This is a genomic window from Herbaspirillum lusitanum P6-12 (assembly GCF_000256565.1).
GTDB classification, from domain to species: domain Bacteria; phylum Pseudomonadota; class Gammaproteobacteria; order Burkholderiales; family Burkholderiaceae_D; genus Herbaspirillum; species Herbaspirillum lusitanum.
In genome coordinates, this window is sequence record NZ_AJHH01000332.1 from 1 (window position 1) to 20,030 (window position 20,030).

The 20,030-nt window shown below is 60.0% G+C and carries 23 protein-coding genes; 3 read left to right on the forward strand and 20 right to left on the reverse strand.

What is annotated here, in order from left to right:
* The 10 genes from HLUSI_RS28065 to flgB all read right to left on the reverse strand — a co-directional run.
* The coding region (locus tag HLUSI_RS28065; RefSeq protein WP_040503374.1) for a flagellar basal body protein at positions 1 to 370 on the reverse strand (370 nt) is incomplete at its 3' end.
* Positions 371 to 527: 157 nt separating this feature from the next.
* Positions 528 to 1,478, reverse strand: a complete 951-nt coding sequence (gene flgJ, locus HLUSI_RS0110625) for a flagellar assembly peptidoglycan hydrolase FlgJ (protein ID WP_016833961.1) — start codon at positions 1,476 to 1,478, stop codon at positions 528 to 530.
* 12 nt (positions 1,479 to 1,490) lie between these two features.
* Positions 1,491 to 2,636, reverse strand: a complete 1,146-nt coding sequence (locus HLUSI_RS0110630; RefSeq protein WP_016833962.1) for a flagellar basal body P-ring protein FlgI — start codon at positions 2,634 to 2,636, stop codon at positions 1,491 to 1,493.
* Positions 2,637 to 2,652: 16 nt separating this feature from the next.
* Entirely contained in the window at positions 2,653 to 3,312 is a 660-nt protein-coding gene (locus tag HLUSI_RS0110635; protein ID WP_029363375.1) for a flagellar basal body L-ring protein FlgH, read from the reverse strand.
* Positions 3,313 to 3,353: 41 nt separating this feature from the next.
* A complete protein-coding gene (gene flgG, locus HLUSI_RS0110640) occupies positions 3,354 to 4,136 on the reverse strand; it encodes a flagellar basal-body rod protein FlgG (protein WP_016833964.1) in 783 nt (260 codons plus the stop codon).
* Between the two features lie 33 nt (positions 4,137 to 4,169).
* Positions 4,170 to 4,913 (reverse strand): flagellar basal-body rod protein FlgF, encoded by a 744-nt coding sequence (gene flgF / locus HLUSI_RS0110645; protein ID WP_016833965.1) that lies wholly within the window; start codon positions 4,911 to 4,913, stop codon positions 4,170 to 4,172.
* Positions 4,914 to 4,975: 62 nt separating this feature from the next.
* Entirely contained in the window at positions 4,976 to 6,253 is a 1,278-nt protein-coding gene (flgE, locus tag HLUSI_RS0110650) for a flagellar hook protein FlgE (RefSeq protein WP_016833966.1), read from the reverse strand.
* A gap of 33 nt (positions 6,254 to 6,286) precedes the next feature.
* Positions 6,287 to 7,006: a flagellar hook assembly protein FlgD gene (locus tag HLUSI_RS0110655; RefSeq protein WP_029363376.1), complete on the reverse strand. Its 720-nt coding sequence runs from the start codon at positions 7,004 to 7,006 to the stop codon at positions 6,287 to 6,289.
* A 14-nt stretch (positions 7,007 to 7,020) separates the two neighbouring features.
* Complete coding sequence (gene flgC, locus HLUSI_RS0110660; RefSeq protein ID WP_016833968.1) at positions 7,021 to 7,425, reverse strand: flagellar basal body rod protein FlgC; 405 nt, start codon at positions 7,423 to 7,425, stop codon at positions 7,021 to 7,023.
* A gap of 5 nt (positions 7,426 to 7,430) precedes the next feature.
* Positions 7,431 to 7,853, reverse strand: coding sequence for a flagellar basal body rod protein FlgB (flgB, locus tag HLUSI_RS0110665; RefSeq protein ID WP_016833969.1), 423 nt, complete (start codon positions 7,851 to 7,853; stop codon positions 7,431 to 7,433).
* A 210-nt stretch (positions 7,854 to 8,063) separates the two neighbouring features.
* Here flgB and flgA point away from each other — a divergent pair, with 210 nt between their 5' ends.
* The 3 genes from flgA (at position 8,064) to HLUSI_RS0110680 (ending at position 9,700) form a co-directional block, all read left to right on the forward strand.
* A complete protein-coding gene (flgA, locus tag HLUSI_RS0110670) occupies positions 8,064 to 8,786 on the forward strand; it encodes a flagellar basal body P-ring formation chaperone FlgA (RefSeq protein ID WP_029363377.1) in 723 nt (240 codons plus the stop codon).
* Positions 8,787 to 8,893: 107 nt separating this feature from the next.
* Entirely contained in the window at positions 8,894 to 9,214 is a 321-nt protein-coding gene (gene flgM, locus HLUSI_RS0110675; protein WP_016833971.1) for a flagellar biosynthesis anti-sigma factor FlgM, read from the forward strand.
* 15 nt (positions 9,215 to 9,229) lie between these two features.
* Positions 9,230 to 9,700 carry a flagella synthesis protein FlgN gene (locus tag HLUSI_RS0110680; RefSeq protein WP_016833972.1) on the forward strand — a complete coding sequence of 157 codons (471 nt, stop codon included), beginning with the start codon at positions 9,230 to 9,232 and terminating at the stop codon, positions 9,698 to 9,700.
* A 54-nt stretch (positions 9,701 to 9,754) separates the two neighbouring features.
* Here the strand turns inward: HLUSI_RS0110680 and motD are convergent, their stop codons facing one another.
* The 10 genes from motD to HLUSI_RS0110730 all read right to left on the reverse strand — a co-directional run.
* The gene (gene motD, locus HLUSI_RS0110685; RefSeq protein WP_016833973.1) at positions 9,755 to 10,585 is read right to left on the reverse strand and encodes a flagellar motor protein MotD; all 831 of its coding nucleotides are present in this window, start codon (positions 10,583 to 10,585) and stop codon (positions 9,755 to 9,757) included.
* Positions 10,586 to 10,607: 22 nt separating this feature from the next.
* Positions 10,608 to 11,354: a flagellar motor protein gene (locus HLUSI_RS0110690; RefSeq protein ID WP_029363378.1), complete on the reverse strand. Its 747-nt coding sequence runs from the start codon at positions 11,352 to 11,354 to the stop codon at positions 10,608 to 10,610.
* Positions 11,336 to 12,070, reverse strand: a complete 735-nt coding sequence (locus HLUSI_RS0110695; RefSeq protein WP_016833975.1) for an RNA polymerase sigma factor FliA — start codon at positions 12,068 to 12,070, stop codon at positions 11,336 to 11,338. The genes HLUSI_RS0110690 and HLUSI_RS0110695 overlap by 19 nt, the downstream gene beginning before the upstream one ends.
* A gap of 55 nt (positions 12,071 to 12,125) precedes the next feature.
* Positions 12,126 to 12,923 (reverse strand): MinD/ParA family ATP-binding protein, encoded by a 798-nt coding sequence (locus HLUSI_RS0110700; protein ID WP_016833976.1) that lies wholly within the window; start codon positions 12,921 to 12,923, stop codon positions 12,126 to 12,128.
* Between the two features lie 34 nt (positions 12,924 to 12,957).
* The gene (gene flhF / locus HLUSI_RS0110705; RefSeq protein ID WP_016833977.1) at positions 12,958 to 14,421 is read right to left on the reverse strand and encodes a flagellar biosynthesis protein FlhF; all 1,464 of its coding nucleotides are present in this window, start codon (positions 14,419 to 14,421) and stop codon (positions 12,958 to 12,960) included.
* On the reverse strand, positions 14,418 to 16,508 hold the full coding sequence (gene flhA / locus HLUSI_RS0110710) for a flagellar biosynthesis protein FlhA (protein WP_016833978.1): 2,091 nt from the start codon (positions 16,506 to 16,508) through the stop codon (positions 14,418 to 14,420). The genes flhF and flhA overlap by 4 nt, the downstream gene beginning before the upstream one ends.
* Complete coding sequence (gene flhB, locus HLUSI_RS0110715; protein ID WP_016833979.1) at positions 16,505 to 17,686, reverse strand: flagellar biosynthesis protein FlhB; 1,182 nt, start codon at positions 17,684 to 17,686, stop codon at positions 16,505 to 16,507. Before flhB ends, flhA begins: the two co-directional genes overlap by 4 nt.
* Positions 17,687 to 17,942: 256 nt before the next feature.
* Positions 17,943 to 18,641 carry a protein phosphatase CheZ gene (cheZ, locus tag HLUSI_RS0110720; RefSeq protein WP_414086683.1) on the reverse strand — a complete coding sequence of 233 codons (699 nt, stop codon included), beginning with the start codon at positions 18,639 to 18,641 and terminating at the stop codon, positions 17,943 to 17,945.
* Positions 18,595 to 18,990, reverse strand: a complete 396-nt coding sequence (gene cheY / locus HLUSI_RS0110725) for a chemotaxis response regulator CheY (protein WP_016833981.1) — start codon at positions 18,988 to 18,990, stop codon at positions 18,595 to 18,597. Before cheY ends, cheZ begins: the two co-directional genes overlap by 47 nt.
* Before the next feature lie 119 nt (positions 18,991 to 19,109).
* Positions 19,110 to 20,030: protein-glutamate methylesterase/protein-glutamine glutaminase (locus tag HLUSI_RS0110730; protein ID WP_016833982.1), on the reverse strand; the 921-nt coding region annotated here is incomplete at its 5' end.

The following is a 20,030-nucleotide window of genomic DNA, read 5'->3' on the forward strand; positions in this document are numbered from 1 at the left end:
TCGACGCCAGGTTTTGCATGGATTTGAAAAAGTCCTGCAACGCAGGCGAGAGGCCTGCCGACGTATCGGCGACAAGATTGTTCAGTTGACTGATCTGCGACAGGTAGGAGTCCAGCGAGCTCGCCGTCGTCTGCGACGCCATCACCTGCTTGTTGAGGAAATCGTTGTAGACGCGCTTGATTTCGGCAACCTGCGTACCCTGTCCCACAAAACCGTAACCGTAGTTGATGCCGCCGGCCGTGCTTTGTACGACCACCTGGCGGTTGTAACCCGGGGTTGTCGCATTGGAAATATTATGGCTGGTCGTCGCCTGGGCCGCCTGAGCTGCGGCCAGTGCACTTTGCCCGATACTGAAGATATTGGTTGCCATGCTATCTGTCTGTTCTTTAACGGAATAACCTAGTGAACGGCATCCTGCAGGGAAACTTTAGGACGCGTTACCAATGATTTTTTGAGAGTGCGGGAAGCGCCTGGCGTTCCCGCAGCGTATGGAAAAGCCCCCGTCCGGGCTGATGCCCGCCCGCATATCAGGCCGACAGCGACTGGCGGATGATGCGTGATAGTTTTTCCGCATAATGCGGGTCGGTTGCATAGCCTGCGCGTTGCAAACCGTAGGCAAAACCGTGGGCGTCTTGCGCATTGGCCAATACTTTTTCGTAGCGCGGGTTGCTGCGCAGCAGCTTGGCGTAATCCTGGAAGGCTTCGGAATAAGAATCGTAAGCGCGGAATTTCTCCACCTTGCGCTGCGCCACCCCGTTGACGTATTCGATCGTGGTAGCGTCGACTGTCTTGCCGGTCCAGTTGCCCGTCGCCTTGATGCCGAACAGGTTGTGCGCGGAGCTGCCGTCGCGGGCGCGGATTTCTTTCTTGCCCCAGCCGGTTTCGAGCGCAGCTTGCGCCAGCATGAACTTGGCGGGGATGCCGGTGATGCGGCTGGCCGCCTCGGCGTCGGCTTGCAGACGGTTCTGGAAGGCTTCGACGTGTGCCGGACGCTGCTGGCCGCCCTTGCGCTTGCTACCGCCTTGGGAAGACGTGCTGTCGTAAGTGGCCGCATTGGCGAGGCCTTGCACCAGACGCGACTTGTCGAGATCGCTCAGCGTGTTGGCCAGCGGAATGTCGAGCGGCAAGGCAGATGCGCCGTCTTCGTCGGTTGGCAACGGTTTATTCAGGCTGCTGGACAGCTGACGCACCAGCATGTCGGCCAGGCCGACGCCGCGCTGCGCCATGTTCTGGCTGAGCTGCTGATCGAGCATGCTGGTAAACATCTTGGTCTGCGGACTGTCGAACATGCCGTCCTGCGGCGTGGCGTCGCGCATGCTCTTCAACATCATGTTCAGGAACAGAGCTTCAAACTGCTTGGCCGCGCCCTTGAGCGATTCCGGCGATTGCGTGGCCGCGGCGGAACGCAAGCTGTTGAGGCTGTTGGCATCGGCCGCCAGGCTTTCGGTCGGATTACCCGGTTTGATGTTATTGATCATGTACTGCCCCGGTTAAATGATTTCCAACTCGGCGCGCAAGGAGCCGGCAGCCTTCATGGCTTGCAGAATCGCCAGCAGATCCTGCGGCGTCGCGCCGATGGCATTGAGCGCCTTGACCACTTCGGCCAGCGAGGCCCCGCCCTTCAGGTACATGACCTTGCCGGGCGCGGAACTGATCGAAATCTGGGCGTTCTGGTTGGCGGCAGTCTGGCCGCCGGACAAGGCGCCGGGCTGGCTGATGCTGTTCTCCGCGTTGATCACCACAGACAGATTGCCGTGCGATACCGCGCAGGTATCCAGCGTCACCGCCTGATTCATCACCACCGAACCGGTGCGCGCATTCAGGATCACCTTGGCTTGCACACGCGACGGGATGACGTCGATGTTTTCCAGCGCACCGAGGAAAGCCACGCGATCACCGCTGCCGATCGGCGCCCGGATCCGGATGACGCGGCCGTCCTGGGCCATTGCAGTATCGAAGCCGAAACGTTTGTTGACCGCTTCCACCACGCGGCTGGCGGTGGAGAAATCGTTGTCGTTGAGTTCCAGGTTGACCGTGTCGCCCTGCCCCAATGCCGATGGCACCGCGCGTTCGACCGTGGCGCCGGCGGAGATGCGGCCGGCCGACAGCTGGTTGATGACGGTGCTGCTACCCGCCGCCGATCCACCCGCGCCGCCGACCACGATGTTGCCCTGAGCGATCGCATAGATCTGACCGTCGGCGCCTTTCAGCGGCGCCATCAGCAGCGTGCCGCCGCGAATGCTCTTGGCGTTACCGATCGAGGAGACGGTGACATCCAGCGTTTGTCCCGGCTGCGCAAATGCCGGCAAGGAAGTCGTGACCATCACGGCGGCGACATTCTTGAGCTGCATGTTGCTGGTCGAGGTGCTGGGCAGATTGACGCCCAGTTGCTGCAACATGCTGATCACGCTCTGCACGGTAAATGGAGTCTGTGTAGTCTGGTCGCCGCTGCCGTCGAGACCGACAGCAAGGCCGTAACCCACCAGTTGATTCTGCCGCACGCCCTGAATGCTGGCCAGGTCCTTGAGGCGTTCCGCATGGCTGACGCCGGCGCTGAGCAGGCATGCCGCAGCCACCAGCATGGTCGCCAGACGGTTGAAGCGGAACAGAGACAGGGAACGCGAACGGAAAATCATGGATACCACCTTGGGACTAGAACGGCGACACGCTAAAGAAGAAGCGTGACAAAGAAGACATGAATTCCGCCATATCCACACGTGTATTGGTTCGGTACTCGACCTTGGCGTCGGCCACCAGCGTCGACGACACGGTATTGCCGGTTGCGATGTTGTCCGGGCTGACGGTGCCGGAGAAGCGCACGTATTCAACACCCTTGTCCAGCGCCACCTGCTTCTCGCCGCTGACGACCATATTGCCGTTCGGCATCACTTCGATGACGGTCACGCCGATGGTGCCGGTGAAGTTGTTGCTGGAGCTGATCGCGCCCTTGTCTTCAAACTTGTTGGTGCTGCCGCCGCTGCCGGACAGTTCCTTGATGGAGGTGCCGAACAGCGTCGGCGCGATGGCGCTGGCGCTGCCGGTCTTGCTGCCGGAGCTGCCCGCCGATTTGGCGGCGCTGGTTTTTTCATTGATGACGATGGTCAGGGTGTCGCCTACCAGGCGTGCACGACGGTCTTCCAGCAACGGACGATACGCTGCCGACTGGAAGATCGCGCCGTTGGTCGCCGGAGCATAAGCAGCTGGCTGCGGCTTCGCCGTCAACGGCATCTTGACGATCGAATCCGGCACCGTTTCGCATCCGGCAAGAGCAATCATCCCTACGATGGCGGCAAGTTTCATCAGGCTTTTCATGTTTGCCTCATCCCATTTCATCAAAGCATTACAAAAACAGATTACAACTGCGACAGCTTGGCCAGCATCTGGTCGGATGTCGTGATTGCCTTGCTGTTCATTTCGTACGCGCGCTGGGTCTGGATCATGTTGACCATTTCCTCGACCACGTTCACGTTCGAGGTCTCGACATAACCTTGCCACAATGCGCCGGCGCCATTGGTGCCCGGGGTATTTGGTGCAGGCGTGCCGGAGGCGGCTGTTTCCGCATAGAGATTTTCACCCTTGCTTTCAAGACCGGCCGGGTTGATGAACGTGGCGATCTGCAGCGTGCCGATCTGCGTGGTCGCAGTCGAGCCGGCTTGCGTGATCGAGACGGTGCCGTCGCGACCGATGGTCAGCTTGGTCATGTTGGCAGGCATGGTGATCGGCGGCTGGACCACATAGCCGCTCGACGTCACCAGCTGGCCCTGGGCATCCGACTGGAACGAACCGTCGCGGGTGTATTGCGTCGTGCCGTCCGGCATCAGCACCTGGAAGAAACCCGCGCCTTGAATCGCGACGTCCTTGTCGTTGCTGGTCTGGTTGGTGTTGCCTTGCGTATGGATACGCTCGGTCGCGACCGGACGCACACCGGTACCGATCTGCAGGCCCGACGGCAATTGCGTCTGCTGCGACGACTGTGCACCCGGCTGACGAAGAGTCTGGTACATCAGATCCTCGAACACGGCGCGCGAACGCTTGAAACCGTTGGTGCTGGTGTTGGCGAGGTTATTCGAAATGACGTCGAGTTGCGTTTGTTGCGCATCGAGACCGGTTTTGGCAATCCACAGGGAACGAATCATATTTTCTCCAGTACCTGAATAGTTGGTTTAGCTTCAGGACAACGACAGAATTTGGTTGGCTTTGTCTGCATCACTCTGGGCAGTTGTCACCACCTTCATGTTCAGGTCGAATTGGCGCGCGAGGTTGATCATGTTGACCATGGAATCGACCACGTTGACGTTGCTGCCTTCAAGCGCGCCGCCGACGAGGCGGACGTTGGCGTCAGGCGGAGCCTGGGTGCCCGCGGTCAGGCGGAACAGGCCGTCGTCGCCGCGCTTGAGCGACTTCTCATCCGGATTGACCATCTTGATGCGGCCCAGTATGTTCACCGCATTGGGCGTACCCATGGTCGGGATCGAGGATACCGTGCCGTCCGGTGCAATCGCAATCGTCACATCCGGAGGAATACTAATCGGACCGCCGTCGCCCATGACGCTCAGGCCGGTCTGCGTTTGCAGAATGCCGTTTTCACTCATCTTGAAGCTGCCGTTGCGGGTATAGGCTTCGCCGCCGTCTGCGGTCTGCACCGCAATCCAGCCATCTCCCGCCACAGCGACGTCCAGCGCACGGCCGGTGTCTTGTATCGGGCCCAACGCGAAGTTGGTGCCTGCGGTCGAATCGACCACGAACGTGCGCGTCGCCAGCCCTTCGCCGCCCACCACCGGTACGGCGCGGAAGGTGTCGAGCTGAGAACGGAAACCGGTCGTTGTCGCGTTCGCCAGGTTGTTGCTGGCGGTGGCCTGCTGCTCCATTGTGTGCTTGGCGCCGGACATGGCGGTGTAAATCACACGATCCATAATTACCCCTTTGTGCGCGCGCGGCATCGCTGCCGCGCGCTTCCCCACTTAGTTCAAATTGCTTAGCGCAGGCTGACCAGCGTTTGCAGAACGGTATCCTGCACCTTGATGGTCTGCGAGTTGGCCTGATAGACGCGTTGCGCCACGATCATGTTGACCAGTTCAGTGGTCAGGTCGACGTTGGAGTCCTCCACGGCGCGCGCTTGCAGGACGCCGAACTGGCCCGTGGTCGGCTTGCCGACCAACGGCTGGCCGGCGTCGGCGGTGGCGGTGTACAGGTTATTGCCCAGCGGCGACAGGCCGTTCGGATTGGCGAAATTCACCAGCAGCACCTGGCCCAGGACCTTGGTGTCGTTGTTCGAGTAGCTGCCGACGATGGAACCATCCTTACCTATCGAGAAGCTCGACAGCACGCCGGGCGCTTTACCGTTCTGGTCTTGCGCGACCGGGGTGAAAGCCTGGCCGGTTTGTGTCGTGCCGGTGTAATCTAATGCGACGTTGGCTGGGAAGGTTGCACCCGGTTGAACGAAGGCAGGACCATTCAGAATTGCTGCCGTAAACGCGCTACCCGTGGCGCCCGCGGTCAAGACACCCGAGCTGTTGAAGGTCAGCGTGTCGAGTTTCACTGGTGCGCCCGCGACAGGATAGGTCGTGTTGTTGATGGTCGCGTACACGTCCCAGTCGGTTGTCGTCGCGGTCGACGTGGCCTTGTTCTTCACGTAGTACGTTTGCACGTTGTACGAGTTGCCCAGGCTGTCGTACATGGTGACACCCGTGGTGCTGTTGTAGCTGGCCGCATTGGTCGGGCTGAACGGCGTGACCGCAGGGTCGATGCTCGTCAGGCGGGAATCCAGGTTCAGCTTGGTGTTGATCAGCGTGGTCGCCGTCGCGGGAATATTGGAAGTGTCGATTTGTAGCGGCACAGGGTCGCCGCCAACCACGGTGCCCAGCCAGCCGGTCAGGTACGCGCCCTTCTCGCTCGGATTGATGATGTAGCCAGACTTGTCCAATTGAAATTGGCCATTGCGGGCATACATCGGCGACTGGTCGGTCAGGCTGCCCTGCATGCGGAAGAAGCCGTCGCCGTTGATGGCGATGTCGAGCGGATTATTGGTGGTGGTGACGTTACCTTGGGTGAACGCCTGTTGCACGTTGGCGACCGCGACACCGATGCCGACCGGCGAGTTGCCGGAACGGTTCATCGAGTTGGCGTACATGTCGGCGAACTGTGCCTGTGCCGATTTGAAACCCACTGTGCTGGCGTTGGCAACGTTGTTGCCGATCACGTCGAGACTCTTCGACGCCCCTGCCAAGCCACTCAGGCCTTGTTGAAAACTCATTTGATTCTCCTTGTGCTGGAAGCCGTCAGTGGATTAGAGGATTTGGATAACGTCGGTCGGCTTGATGGTGCCGATATTCGATACATTCAGTTTCACGCCGTCGGCGCCTGTGCTGACGCTGGCGACCGTGCCGAAGGACAGCGCGGCGGCGTCCACGGCGGTGCCGGCGCTGGTCGCGGCGACGGTGAAGGTGTACTGACCGTCGGCGGCCTTGGTGCCGGCGTCGTTGGTGCCGTCCCAGATGACCGGCACGGTGCCTGCAGCCTGGCTGCCCAGATCCATCTGGCGCACGACGGCGCCGGTGGTCGCATCACGGATGGTGACCTTGATGCTGTCGGCGTTGGCGCCGAGCTGCACGCCGAACACGGCCTTCTGCGTGGTCGTCTCGGTACCGTCGGCAGCCTTGGTGGTGTCGGAAGTCAGGGTCAGGTTGTTGCCCGGAGCCAGCACGCTGTGACCGATCATGTTGGCTGCCTGCAGCGACTGCGCCGAACCAAGGTTGGACATGAGAGAAGCCAGCGTGGTGTTCAATTGGCTGATGCCCGACACGGTCGACAGCTGCGCCAGCTGAGTGGTCAGTTGGGAGTTGTCCATCGGATTGGTCGGATCCTGATTCTGCATCTGCACGGTCAGCAGCTTCAGGAAGCGATTCTGGATCGCTTCCGGGCTGTTGTCGTTCAGGCTCGAAGTATTGGAGGTCGATGTCGACGTGCCATTCATTGACGACAGCAAATCGTTGGAAACAGTAGTCATGATTAAGATCTTCCTTATTGACCGATGGTGAGGGTTTTCATCAACATATTCTTGGCGGTATTCATCGTCTCGACGTTGGTCTGATACGAACGCGATGCGGAGATCATGTTGACCATCTCCTCGACCGGATTGACATTCGGCATGGCGACGTAGCCGTTGTTGTCGGCCATCGGGTGCTTGGGGTCGTACATCAGCTTGGGCGGCGCCTGGTCTTCGACGATCTGGCTGACCTGCACGCCGCTGTTTTCGATGTTGCCGAACGGGACCGCCTTGAACACCACTTGCTTGGCCTTGTATGGCTTGCCGTCCGGGCCGGTTGCACTGTCGGCGTTGGCGATGTTGCTGGCAACCGTATTGAGGCGCTGCGATTGCGCGCTCATGGCAGAACCGGCGACGTTGAAAATATTGGAAAGAGACATGATGATCAGCCTGGTTGGATGGCGGCGAGCAGACCTTTGATCTGCGCATTGACGGCGGTGATGCCTGCTTCGTAACGCACCGCGTTGTCGGTGAACTGATTGCGTTCGACGTCCATGTCGACGGTGTTGCCGTCCACACTGCTCTGGGTCTCCTTGCGATACAGCAGCGGCGAACCGCCGATACCGCCGTCGCCCGTCGCCTTGCCGGAAATATGGGCCGACGACGTGCGCGCCAGCTCGACCGGCGGCACCGTACTCGATTTGCCCGCCATGGCGCCTTGCAGGGTCTTGGCGAAGTCGATGTCGCGCGCCTTGTAATTCGGTGTATCCGCGTTGGCGATGTTGGACGCCAGCAATTGCTGACGCTGGGCGCGCAAATTCAGCGCCGTTTCATTGAATCGCAGATAATCATCCAGTTTTGCAGCCATCTAACCCTCCTGACGTACCCTTCATAAAGTACGCATCATGCCGATAATGGGATTTACACACCATTGGATCATAAGGCTCCCCCTCAAACTCTAATGCCCGAGAAAGAGAGAAAACTATGCCTTGTTCGACCTTTTGACAGAGTCGGCCGCCGGTACTATTGCTGACAGGATGGCCCTGCCTCCGATCACCCGGGTTGAAAAGTTGTTGTTATGAAATTATTGTCACAAGTGCTGTTGTCCTTGCTGCTGTTGCTGCCCGCATTCGGGCTGTCTGCGCTGGCGCAAACCACCGAACAGAACACGCCGCCACGCCAGGATCTTGGCGCGCTGCAAAAAATTGCAGAACAATTCATGAAGGTGCAGACAACCGGCTTGTCCGGCGCCGTCAATATCGCCGTCGAACCGGCCGACAGCCGCTTGAACCTCGCCGCCTGCACGTCGCCGCAAGCCTTCATGCCGAATGGCGGCCGCCTGTGGGGCCGCACTACCATTGGCGTCAAGTGCATCGCGCCGTCGCCGTGGACAATCTACCTGCGCGCCACCGTGCAGGTCATTGCAGAGTACATTGTCACCGCGGCGCCGCTGGCGCAAGGCCAGATCATCGGCCCGAACGACATCACCAAGGTCAAGGGCGACCTCTCGAATTTGCCCAACGGCATCATTACCGATTCGTCCCAGGCCATCGGTCGCACCGCCAACATCTCGCTGGCGCTGGGCGCCCCGATACGCCAGGATGCATTGCGCAGCAACCGCGTGGTGCAGCAAGGCCAGGCGGTACGCGTGGTGTCCACCGGTCCGGGCTTCCAGATCACCACCGAAGCGCGTGCCTTGACCAACGGCAGCGAAGGCCAGATGGTGCAAGCAAAAACGTCTGCCGGCCAGGTCGTGAGCGGGATTGCGAAGGCCGGCGGCATCCTTGAAATCAATTACTGACAAGAAACCTTTTGGCGGGCGACAAAAGTATTAAAGTTTGCGGAAAAATGGCCGATAATCTAGGCAACAGGCGGGTCACAGAACCCTAACCCATTAAGGATACTGCCGTGAACGTTAATGACGCCCTCAAAACAGGCAAAGGCTTACCGGAAATCGCGCAACCCCAGGCGCGCTCCGCGAACAGCAATGCCGGTGCCGCACCAGCAAAGACAGACAGCGACGCATCTACCGCAGCCAATGTCCAGTTGTCTTCGCAATATCAATCGCTGGGCGTGAAAGCCGCTGCTACCGGCAGCACTTTCGACGCTAAAAAAGTTGCTGAGATCAAGGCTGCCATCGCTAACGGCACCTTCCAAGTCGATCCCGAGAAAGTCGCCAACGGCTTGTTCGACACCGTCAAAGATCTGATCGGCTCCCGCAAGACTTAACGTAACGACAACGCAATGACAAGTAATTCGCTCCTGCCATCTCATACACTCGCTGACGAAAAGCACGTCGCGTCGCGCCTGGTGGCGGCATTGCAGCAAGAGCAGGATTTGCTCAGCGGCAATGGCGATGCGGACAAGATTCCGGAAATCATCAATGACAAGGCCAATATTGTCGCCAACATGGCAACATTGGCTGATCAGCGCCACAAGGCGCTGGCTGCGTTGGGATTCACGGCCGGCGAGAACGGCATGCAATCATGGATCGAACAACACGGTTCGGCCGAAGACAAGCAAGTGTGGGAAGAATTGTTTGCGCTGGCGCAATCGCGCGAACTGAATCGTCTCAATGGCCTGTTGATCGGCAAGCAAATGGCGATCAACCAGAACGCCATGAACATCCTGCAAGGCAAAAGCAACGGCTCCTTCTACGGTCCTGACGGCCAATCGAGCCTGCGCAGCTCGGGCCGACCGCTCGGCATCGGCTGATTTTTCCTCGCACCAGAATTTGAAAAGCCCGTTCGCGAGAATGGGCTTTTTGCTTTATGGTGCCGGCTTGGGATGCACTGGCTGAATGGGCTGAGCGACCTTGCCGCCCTCTTCTGCAAACGGCACCTCGGTGGCCTGTTCCGCCAATCGCGACAGGATCATCACGTCGACGCGACGATTGCGCAACCGTCCTTCAGGCGTATCGTTGGAAGCCACTGCCTGGTTCGATCCATGCCCCACCGCCGTCAGGCGCAGGTCGGCGATGCCCTGGTTGTTGAACAGCCGTGCCACCGTGCTGGCGCGCACCGCCGACAACTCCCAGTTGGAAGGAAACACGCTGGTGTTGATCTGCGTATTGTCGGTGTGGCCCTCGATCTGGATCGCGTGATCGTCGTTCTTCAGCACGCGGGCGATGGCGATCAGGGTTTCTTCCGACTCCCTGCTGACCTTGGCGTCGCCGGGTGCGAACAGGACATTGGCGTTGATCTCGACATTGACGCCGACACTTGTTTGCGTGACCCGCACCTTGCCCTCCTGCACCAGCGGCGCCAGTACTTGCAGGATGTCGCGCGCCATGTCGGTCATGCGCTCTTTTTCACGGCGCAGCGCTTCGTTGCTGCGCGGCTTCTGCAGGGTAATCTTAGGTGCGACGGATTGCTGGGTGCCTTGGCCGCCGGCCTGGACGACAATCGGAGCCGTCGACACCGGCTCTTTGCCGAAGGCGTTGATCAGCGAATCGGCGAGGATTTTGTACTTGCCTTCATTGACCTGCGAAATGGCGTACATGACGACGAAAAAGGCAAACAGCAGCGTGATGAAGTCGGCATAGGAAACCAGCCAGCGCTCGTGGTTCTCATGCTCTTCTTCCCGTTTTTTTCGCGCCATGATGAGTGGATGCCTCAGTAGATCATGTAGTGACGAAATACGACTCTGCGCGCTCCTGGATGACGCGCGGATTGTCGCCGCTGGCGATGCCGAACAAGCTGTCGGCCACCATGTCGCGCCGGTTCACTTCCACTGCAAGCAGTTCCTTGAGCTTGTTGGCCACCGGCAGGAAGAACAGATTGGCCAGGCCGACGCCGTAGATGGTCGCCACGAAAGCCACCGCAATGCCGCCGCCCAGCTTGGCGGGGTCGGATAAATTTTCCATCACGTGGATCAGGCCGAGCACCGCGCCGAGGATGCCGATCGTCGGCGAATAGCCGCCGGCCGCTTCCCATATCTTGAGCGCCTGGCGTTGGCGGGTTTCGTAAGCAGTGGTGTCGACCTCAAGGATGTCGAGCAGCTTGGCCGGTGTGATGCCGTCGATCAGCAGGCGCAAACCTTTCTTGACGAAAGGATCGCTGCTGTCGTTCATGTGTTCTTCGAGATGCAGCAAGCCTTCGCGCCGCGAGATACCGCTCCAGACCGTGATGTTGTCGATCAGTTTGCGGTGATTGTGAACCGGTGGAGAAAATACCCAGGACAGCAATTTGACGCCATGGACGAAATTGTCGAGCCTGGTTTGCAGCAGCACGGCGCCGATGGTGCCGGCAAAGACAATTAGGAAAGCGGTCGGCTGCAGGATCGAACCGAGATGGCCTCCTTCGAGCAGCAAGCCCAGCAAGATGCCGCCCAACGCCAGCAGTAATCCTCCTACGCTACTCCAGTCCACGCCTGCTCCCTCAAGGTCGAGCGCATGCGGGCGATGGCCTGGCTGTGCAGCTGGCAAACCCGCGATTCCGAGACGCCCATGACGGCGCCGATTTCCTTCAAGTTCATTTCCTGTTCATAGTACAGGCCCATGAGGATTTTTTCACGCTCGGGCAAGGCTTTGATCGAATCGATGACGGCATCGCGGAAACCACCGTTGATCAGGTTCTGCAACGGGTCGTCGGTATCGCGGGTCTGGTAGCGATCGAGGAAATGCTCATGGCCGCCGTCGGCGTCATGGAAGTCTTCGTAGTAGATCAGCTGATGGCCGCCGCATTCGGTCAGCATGTCCTGATATTCCGGCAAGCTCAGTTTGAGCTGCGTGGCGACTTCGGCCTCCTGCGGCGGACGACCGAGTTGCTGCAACAGGACGTGGATGGCTTCTTCGATCTTGCGGGTATTCTGACGGATGCTGCGCGGCAGCCAGTCGCTGCTGCGCAGTTCATCCAGCATGGCGCCGCGAATACGCTGCACGGCATAGGTTTCGAACTGCGCGCCGTGCGTTTCCTCATAGCGATTGACGGCATCAAGCAGACCGATCATGCCTGCCTGAATCAAGTCGTCCACTTCCACGCTGGGCGGAAGCTTTGCCTTCATCTGATGCGCCAGCTTTTTCACAAGCGCCGCATGCAGCTGGAGCAAGTCGTTCTTGGCCGTCTTTCCTTTGACGTTATACATAGAACTCATCTCGTCAATAATGGTGAGTGCGAACGATCATGCAATGCAAGGCGCGTCATACTCCGAGACTTGCACCATCGGTCGCCATACCGTACGTGCCCTTGGTGAGGTTGGATAACGAAAACTGATCGGCCAGGCGCTTGAACGCAAGCGTCGCGCCAGCCAGCGGAAATGCTTCCAGCACGGTGCGGCCCTGCCCCGATGCACGACGGATGTGTTCGTCTGCCGGGATGGAGCCCATGAAATGCAATTGCGCCGCCAGGTAACGATTGGCGGCCTGCGCCATGTTGGCGTACACCATCTGCGCTTCCGCGTCCGAGCCGCCGCTCACGAGCAGGTTGAAAGGACGGCGGCCGAGCTTGTCGCTGAGGCCCTTGAGCAAGACGTACGCAGCCTTGATCGAAGTCGGGCTGGTCGACATGTGCACCACGATCTCGCCCATTTCCATGGCCGGCACCGGCAGCAGCTCGTCGTCGTTCAGTTCGCCGTTGATGAGCGTGATGTCGGATTCTTCCGTCAGGCCGTCGAAAATTTGCGCCAGCCGCGAGGCTTGCGGATGTGTGGAAGCCGATACATTCTTGCGCGACAGGCGCGCCAGCGCAAAACCTTCCGGCACCATGCGCACCGCTTCATCCAGATGCCGCTCCTGACGCGCGACGTCGAGCAGCGTCGCCACGGCGATACCGCCGAAACGCGACAAGATCACCGAGGGCGTCATGCAAGCGTCGACCAACAATGCGTTGTGGTCGGCGGCGGCAAGAGAGGCTGCCAGATTGATCAGCATTGCGCCTTTTTCGTCGTCGGGAAGAACCGAGAAGAAAGTGAACACGCGCGGCGTCGGACGCTCCAGCATCCGTCGCAGTCCTTCCGCTTGATCAACGTCATAGCTAGCCAAGGATCACCTCCCGCAGGCTTTTGTCATTCATGGCCGTGGCCGTCGGTCCGACTACCACCGGCAACTCGGCATCCTGGAACTCGAACGGCGCAGTTTCACGCTTCAGTTTAAAGGCGCGGTCAGCCAGATACAACCTGTTGGCAACATGCAAATCTTCCGGCACGCGCTGACCGTTCGCGACGTAATACAGATTCAGTTTTTGACGGATGACAACATCGAGCACGTTGCCGATGGTTGCCGCTTCGTCGAGCTTGGTAATGATGCAACCTGCCAGGCCATCGCCGGAATACGCGCTTACCACTTCATTGAGCGTGCCGCCGGTCGCCGTTGCATTGAGGCACAACAGGCGTTTGATGTCGGTCCCTGCGCCCGACAGCATGGCGGCCTGTTCGGCTACCATCTGGTCGCGCTGGCCCATGCCGGCGGTATCGATCAGGACCGTGTGTTTGCCGCGCAGTTCGTCGAGTGCGATACGCAAATCGGATTCATCTTTGACCGAGTGCACCATCACGCCGAGAATCTTGCCGTAAATGCGCAGTTGCTCGTAGCCGCCGATACGATAGCCGTCGGTGGTGATCAGCGCCAGCTTGCCGGGGCCGTGACGCATCACGCAACGCGCCGCCAGTTTCGCGGTCGTGGTCGTTTTGCCAACGCCGGTAGGACCGACCAGTGCATAGACGCCGCCTTCCTCCAGCAACTCGTTTTCGTTGGCCATGGTCATCAGATTCTTGGCCAGCACCGACTTGACCCAGAACATGGCGTCTTGCGATTTCGGGCTTTGCGGCAGGTTCTCGGTGATCAGGCGCGACAGGCTGGCGCTGAAACCGGCGGCCAGCATTTCACGCATGATCGCGGCCTTGGCCGGTTCGCGCTTTTGCGTGCCGCCCCAGGAGATTTCCGCCAGTTGAGTTTCCAGTACGCCGCGCATGGAGCGAATTTCGCTCATGACGTCGGACAGGATTTCGTCGTAATCCTTGCCGTCGAATTCAGCCATGACGCCGGCCTGCTGCGGACGCACTGCAGCTGCAGAGGCGGCAGCTGCCTTCGGGCCGGCAGCGACTTGCGCCGGCGTCAGCGCTTGTGCCTGCTGTTCCTTGGCGCTGGCGCGTGCGGCATTGCGGGTACGCCAGACGCGGGCGTCGGCTTGCGCCGTATTGTGTTCGACCGGCATTGAAGCGCCGGGACTCTGTGCTTGCTGTTCGACGCGTGTGCGCGGCACGGCAGCCTGCAGCGACTGTTGCGGCGCAGGCGGTCGGCGCACGGCCGGACGCGGCACGGCGTCCTTGGACATGGCCGGCACCACCAGCGACGACATGTCTTCGTTGGCCATGGCCAGGATCTCGACACCGTCGTCGATATTCCGGTTGGAGAGAATGACGGCGTCAGGCCCCAGCGCTTCGCGCACCTGGCGCCATGCGTCTCGCGACGAACCTGCAATAAATTTTTTGACGTTCATGCTTGCCCTCCAACTAGGCTGGTAACTTTAATCGTTTTCGAATCAGGAACTTCAGCGTGTGAAAGCACCCGGAGTTGAGGCATTGCGCGTCGCAAGAAGCGCGCCAGCAATGCCCGCAAAGGACCCGGGACCAACAATACCGGGGTTAAACCCAACTGCTCTTGATGACGTGCTGCGTTTTCTGTTTGGGTAATCAGTGTATCGGCCAGACCAGGCTCGATGCCGCCGCCTTCCGGTCCGCTTGCCTGCATCGCCTGCATCAGCAGACGTTCCAGCTTGTTGTCCAGCGTCATGACCGACAGCTCGCTCTCGGTCGGGAAAATCTGCTGCACGATCGCGCGGCCCAGGGCAATGCGCACGATGGCGGTCAGTTCGTTCGGCTCCTGCACGCGCGGCGCATGCTCGGCCAGGGTTTCGATAATAGTCCGCATATCGCGGATATGCACGCCTTCGATGAGCAGGTTTTGCAACACTTTCTGAACCGTGCCCAGCGGCAATGCCTTCGGCACCAGATCCTCGACCAGCTTCGGCGCGTCCTTGCCGATGTGATCGAGCAATTGCTGCACTTCCTGACGACCCAGCAATTCGGCCGCGTGGACGGTGATCAAATGATTGAGGTGGGTAGCGATGACGGTGCCGGTATCGACCACGGTGTAACCCATGGTCTGCGCCATTTCACGCATGTTGCTTTCGATCCAGACCGCCGGCAGGCCGAACGCAGGGTCGGTGGTCATCAGGCCCGGCAGCGGGCCGGTGACCATGCCCGGATTGATCGCCAGGAACTGGCCGAAAGTGGCCTCTCCCTTGCCGATTTCCACGCCCTTCAAGGCGATGCGATAGGCCGACGGTTTGAGTTCGAGGTTGTCGCGAATATGGACCGGCGGCGACAGGAAACCGACTTCCTGCGCGAATTTCTTGCGGATGCCCTTGATCCGGCGCAGCAGTTCACCGCCCTGCCCTTTATCCACCAGCGGGATCAGGCGATAGCCGACTTCCAGGCCAAGGGTGTCGACCGGCAAGATGTCCTGCCAGGTGGCTTCCTCGATTTCCTGCGGCGTCGTGACCGGCGCCGGCAATTCGGCGATCGCACCGGCCTGTTCCTTGCGCTTGTTCACGGAGTAACCCGCAGCAGCCAACAGAGCGGCGATGATGATGAAGGCGATGTGCGGCATGCCCGGGATCATGCCCATGCCGCCGATGATGATCGCGGTCAGGTACAGGACTTCCGCCTTGGCGAACAACTGGTTGATCAGCTGGCCGCCGACGTCCTGGTCATTGGCCACGCGCGAGACCACCACACCGGCGGCGGTCGAGATGATCAACGAAGGAATCTGTGCGACCAGGCCGTCACCGATGGCCAGCAGCGTGTAGTTCTTCAACGCCATGTCGAAGGCGAGGTCATGCTGGACCATACCGACCACGAGACCGCCGACGATGTTGACCACGGTCACGATGATGCCGGCCACGGCGTCGCCGCGCACATACTTGCTGGCGCCGTCCATGGCGCCATAGAATTCGGCTTCTTGCGCCACTTCCTTGCGGCGTGCGCGGGCTTCCGGCTCGCCGATCATGCCGGCGTTGAGATCGGCGTCGATCGCCATCTGCTTGCCGGGCATCGCATCCAGGGTGAAGCGCGCGCCCACTTCGGCGATACGGCCGGCGCCCTTGGTGACGACGGTGAAGTTGATGATCGTCAGGATGATGAAGACGACGATACCGACGGTGTAGTTGCCGCCGATCAGGAAGTGGCCGAAGGCCTCAATCACTTTACCTGCCGCGTCGGGACCGGTATGGCCTTCGGTCAGCACCACGCGCGTGGAAGCGACGTTGAGCGACAGGCGCAGCATGGTGCTCACCAGCAGCACCGCCGGGAACGCCACGAAGTCGAGCGGCTTGACGGTGTACAGCGCGGTCAGCAGCACGATCACCGACAGCGAAATATTGAAGCTGAACAGAATGTCGAGCGCAAACGCCGGCAGCGGCAGCACCATCATCGCCAGCATCATGACGATCAGGATCGGCGCCGTGAGCGCCTTCGCATGCTTGATCGGCACCCAGGCCGGCAGTTTCATACTGTTGATGTTCATTGTGCGGCCCTAGCTTGTGCGGCAGCCATGGCGGCCTTGCGTTTGTATAGTGGATCGTCCAGTTCCTTCGGCACCTCAAGGTCGCTCGGCTGCTCTGGACGGACGCCGCCATTGCTGTTGTAGGTGCGCAGTTGGAAGATATAGGCGAGGACTTCGGCGACCGCGGTGTAAAGCGATTCCGGAATCTCGTCGCCGATTTCAGTGTGGTAGTGCAACGCGCGCGCCAACGGCGGCGCTTCGAGGATCGGTACGTTGTTTTCTGCGGCGATCTTGCGGATGTTGGCTGCCACCGCTTCGGTGCCCTTGGCCACCACCTGCGGCGCCGACATGCCGCCCTCGCTGTATTTCAGCGCCACGGCAAAGTGAGTCGGGTTGGTCACCACCACGTCCGCGGTCGGCACCGCCGACATCATGCGGCGACGCGCAGCAGCGCGTTGCAAGGCGCGAATCTTGCCCTTGATCAGCGGATCGCCGTCGGATTCCTTGTGCTCCTGCTTGACTTCCTGGCGTGACATCTTGAGCTTGCGGGTGTAGTTCCACAACTGGTACGGCACGTCGATCACGGCAATTCCAATCAAGGCGCAGACCATCATGATGAAACAGGTCCACAGCAGATTCGGCATGTGGCTGCTGGCCACCTTGAGCGGTTCGACGCTCAGGTTGAGCACGGCGTCGAGATGGCTGCGCATCGCATACCACGCGATGACGCCGACCAGTACGCTCTTCAGGATGCCCTTGCCCAACTCGACCAGCGAATTGAGCGAGAACAGATTCATGATGCCTTTGATGGGATTGAGGCGATCGAACTTGGGTTCCAGCGAGCTACCGTTGAACAGCCAGCCGCCCAGGATCAGCGGCGAAGCCACAGCCGCCAGCGTCATCAGAAAGGCGATGGGAATGCAGGCGATCGCCACTTCCATGAAGTGGCCACTCATGCGTTCGAACAGCAAGGCAGGATCGAAGGCCATTTCGCGCTCGAAGGTCATGGTCGACACCATGAGGCGATTGAGGCTGGTCACGAGCGGACCGGTAAACATCCACAGGGTGCTGCCGCCGATCAGCAACATGACGCACGTCGCCATCTCGCGCGAGCGCGGCACGTCGCCTTGCTCACGCGCTTTTTCAATGCGTTTGCTCGTGGGCTGTTCGGTCCGTTCTTGATCGCTATCTTCGGCCACTGCCGTTCCCCTGTATTGCTTCTTTCCGCTTTGAAGGCGGAATTTTGAGACTCTCAGGCAGAATTATTGGCGAGGGAAGCCTCGAATCATCACGGGAATAAGGGGCGAAACGCCCCGTATTTCGGGGCAGGGGAAGCGCGCCATATCTGCCTTCAGAGGGTGAAGGCAGACAGGACGGCGGTTTGCGGTGCTGTCAGGCGGTCGCAAAAACCACACGCAGCAATACTACGAGCAGGTAAATTGCCGTTAAAACAACTTAAAAGCCCAGACTTTCCAGTAAATCGTCAACCTGGCTCTGGTTGGCGATCACGTTGTGACCGGTCGGATTGATCTGCGGACCGTTCAACAGGCCGCTATCTTCACGCTTGGCTTCCGGCGGCGAATAATCAACCAGCAACTGCACCAGTTGGCTTTCGATGTCGTGGGCCACCTCGGTAACGCGCTTGATCACCTGCCCGGTCAAGTCCTGGAAGTCCTGCGCCATCATGATGTCGAGCAGTTGCTGCTTGGTCAGGCTGACGTTTTCACGTGTTGCACCGAGGTAAGCCTGCGTCTTTTCGGCCAGAGCGCGGTAATCGCTCTCGGAAAACGGCGCGTCGGTGACGGCCTTCCACTCGGCAGCCAACGTGCCCGCACCGTCGCCGATGGCATCCTGCATCGGGCCGGCGGTTTCGGTCGCGGTCAGCACGCGCTGAGCGGCCTTCTCGGTCATCATCGCCACGTATTCGAGGCGGTCCCGCGCGTCCGGCATGTCGCTGGCAGCTTTTTCCAGCAAACGGTCAAAACCGAGCCCGCGCAGGTTGTCATGCAAGCTGCGCGTCATGTGGCCGATACGCGCGAGGAACTGGTCCTGCTGCTCGGCTACCGGCGCGTCCGGCGGCACTGCTTCCTGGGATGCGGTATCCACGTTAGCCTCCGGCCTCCAGCTTTTCGAAAATCTTGCCGAGCTTTTCATCCAGCGTTGCGGCCGTGAACGGCTTGACCACGTAACCATTGGCGCCGGCTTGCGCGGCGGCAACGATGTTTTCCTTCTTGGCTTCGGCGGTCACCATCAGAACCGGCAACTTCGCCAGCGCCGGATCCTTGCGGATTTCCTGGAGCATGGTCAGACCGTCCATATTCGGCATGTTCCAGTCCGACACCACGAAATCGAACGTGTCGCTGCGCAGTTTCTGCAAACCCTGCACGCCGTCTTCGGCTTCGTCCACATTGGTGTAACCGAGCTCTTTGAGCAGGTTACGGACAATGCGGCGCATCGTGGAGAAATCGTCTACAACGAGAAACTTGGTATTTGGGCCTGCCATGATTTTTACTCCATTGATTCGAAACTATTGTTGACGATAACGACACTAATTCGGCAAAACTTAAGGCCCCACAGCGAGTAATCGATCCAAAATTTCCGGATGGCTGAATGGTACTCGAACTACACCCGCAATGCACGACTGCCGTGTTCGGCCAGATAACTCAACACCCGGCCCGGCATGGCTTGCAGCGCCAGCACTTCATGCGCCCCGCCCACGGCAATCGCTTCGCGCGGCATGCCGAAGACCACGCACGACGCCTCGTCCTGCGCAAAATTGTAAGCGCCGGCATTGCGCATTTCGAGCATGCCCAGTGCACCGTCCTTACCCATGCCGGTCAGGATCACGCCCACCGCGTTCTTGCCGGCGCAGGCCGCCGCCGAATTGAACAGCACGTCGACCGATGGCCGATGGCGATTGACCGGCGGCCCCTGGTCGAGCTGTGTCATGTAATTGGCGCCGCTGCGCACCAGCTTGAGATGCGAATGGCCCGGTGCGATATAGGCGTGGCCCGGCAGGACGCGCTCGTTGCCGGCGGCTTCCTTGACCGAAATCTTGCACAGGTTGTCGAGGCGCTGGGCGAACGAGCGCGTGAAGCCTTCCGGCATGTGCTGGGTGATCAGGATGCCGGGACAATCGGACGGCATGCGGATGAGGAATTCCTTGATCGCTTCGGTGCCGCCGGTGGAGGCGCCGATGATGATCAGTTTTTCGCTCGACAGCAGAGGATTGCGCATCTGCGGCAACGGTCCGTCGCCGCTCGCCTTGGGCGCATCCGGATGGGGAATCGTGCGTGGACGAATGCTGGCCTTGGATGCCGCGCGAATCTTGTCGGCGATCATCTCGGTGTATTCCTGCATGCCGCTCTGGATCGAGATCTTCGGCTTGGTGACGAAGTCGACCGCGCCCAGTTCCAGCGCGCGCAGCGTGATTTCCGAGCCGCGTTCGGTCAGCGACGACACCATCACCACCGGCATCGGTCGCAAGCGCATCAGTTTCTCGAGGAAATCGAGGCCGTCCATGCGCGGCATTTCCACGTCCAG

Coding starts and splice junctions, on each gene's coding strand:
- flgJ (WP_016833961.1), bottom strand. CDS start 1,478: ATGATCAATAACATCAAACCGGGTAATCCGACCGAAAGCCTGGCGGCC.
- HLUSI_RS0110630 (WP_016833962.1), bottom strand. CDS start 2,636: ATGATTTTCCGTTCGCGTTCCCTGTCTCTGTTCCGCTTCAACCGTCTG.
- HLUSI_RS0110635 (WP_029363375.1), bottom strand. CDS start 3,312: ATGAAAAGCCTGATGAAACTTGCCGCCATCGTAGGGATGATTGCTCTT.
- flgG (WP_016833964.1), bottom strand. CDS start 4,136: ATGATTCGTTCCCTGTGGATTGCCAAAACCGGTCTCGATGCGCAACAA.
- flgF (WP_016833965.1), bottom strand. CDS start 4,913: ATGGATCGTGTGATTTACACCGCCATGTCCGGCGCCAAGCACACAATG.
- flgE (WP_016833966.1), bottom strand. CDS start 6,253: ATGAGTTTTCAACAAGGCCTGAGTGGCTTGGCAGGGGCGTCGAAGAGT.
- HLUSI_RS0110655 (WP_029363376.1), bottom strand. CDS start 7,006: ATGACTACTGTTTCCAACGATTTGCTGTCGTCAATGAATGGCACGTCG.
- flgC (WP_016833968.1), bottom strand. CDS start 7,425: ATGTCTCTTTCCAATATTTTCAACGTCGCCGGTTCTGCCATGAGCGCG.
- flgB (WP_016833969.1), bottom strand. CDS start 7,853: ATGGCTGCAAAACTGGATGATTATCTGCGATTCAATGAAACGGCGCTG.
- flgA (WP_029363377.1), top strand. CDS start 8,064: ATGAAATTATTGTCACAAGTGCTGTTGTCCTTGCTGCTGTTGCTGCCC.
- HLUSI_RS0110680 (WP_016833972.1), top strand. CDS start 9,230: ATGACAAGTAATTCGCTCCTGCCATCTCATACACTCGCTGACGAAAAG.
- motD (WP_016833973.1), bottom strand. CDS start 10,585: ATGGCGCGAAAAAAACGGGAAGAAGAGCATGAGAACCACGAGCGCTGG.
- HLUSI_RS0110695 (WP_016833975.1), bottom strand. CDS start 12,070: ATGTATAACGTCAAAGGAAAGACGGCCAAGAACGACTTGCTCCAGCTG.
- HLUSI_RS0110700 (WP_016833976.1), bottom strand. CDS start 12,923: ATGCTGGAGCGTCCGACGCCGCGCGTGTTCACTTTCTTCTCGGTTCTT.
- flhF (WP_016833977.1), bottom strand. CDS start 14,421: ATGAACGTCAAAAAATTTATTGCAGGTTCGTCGCGAGACGCATGGCGC.
- flhA (WP_016833978.1), bottom strand. CDS start 16,508: ATGAACATCAACAGTATGAAACTGCCGGCCTGGGTGCCGATCAAGCAT.
- cheZ (WP_414086683.1), bottom strand. CDS start 18,641: ATGAAAAGCTCGGCAAGATTTTCGAAAAGCTGGAGGCCGGAGGCTAAC.
- cheY (WP_016833981.1), bottom strand. CDS start 18,990: ATGGCAGGCCCAAATACCAAGTTTCTCGTTGTAGACGATTTCTCCACG.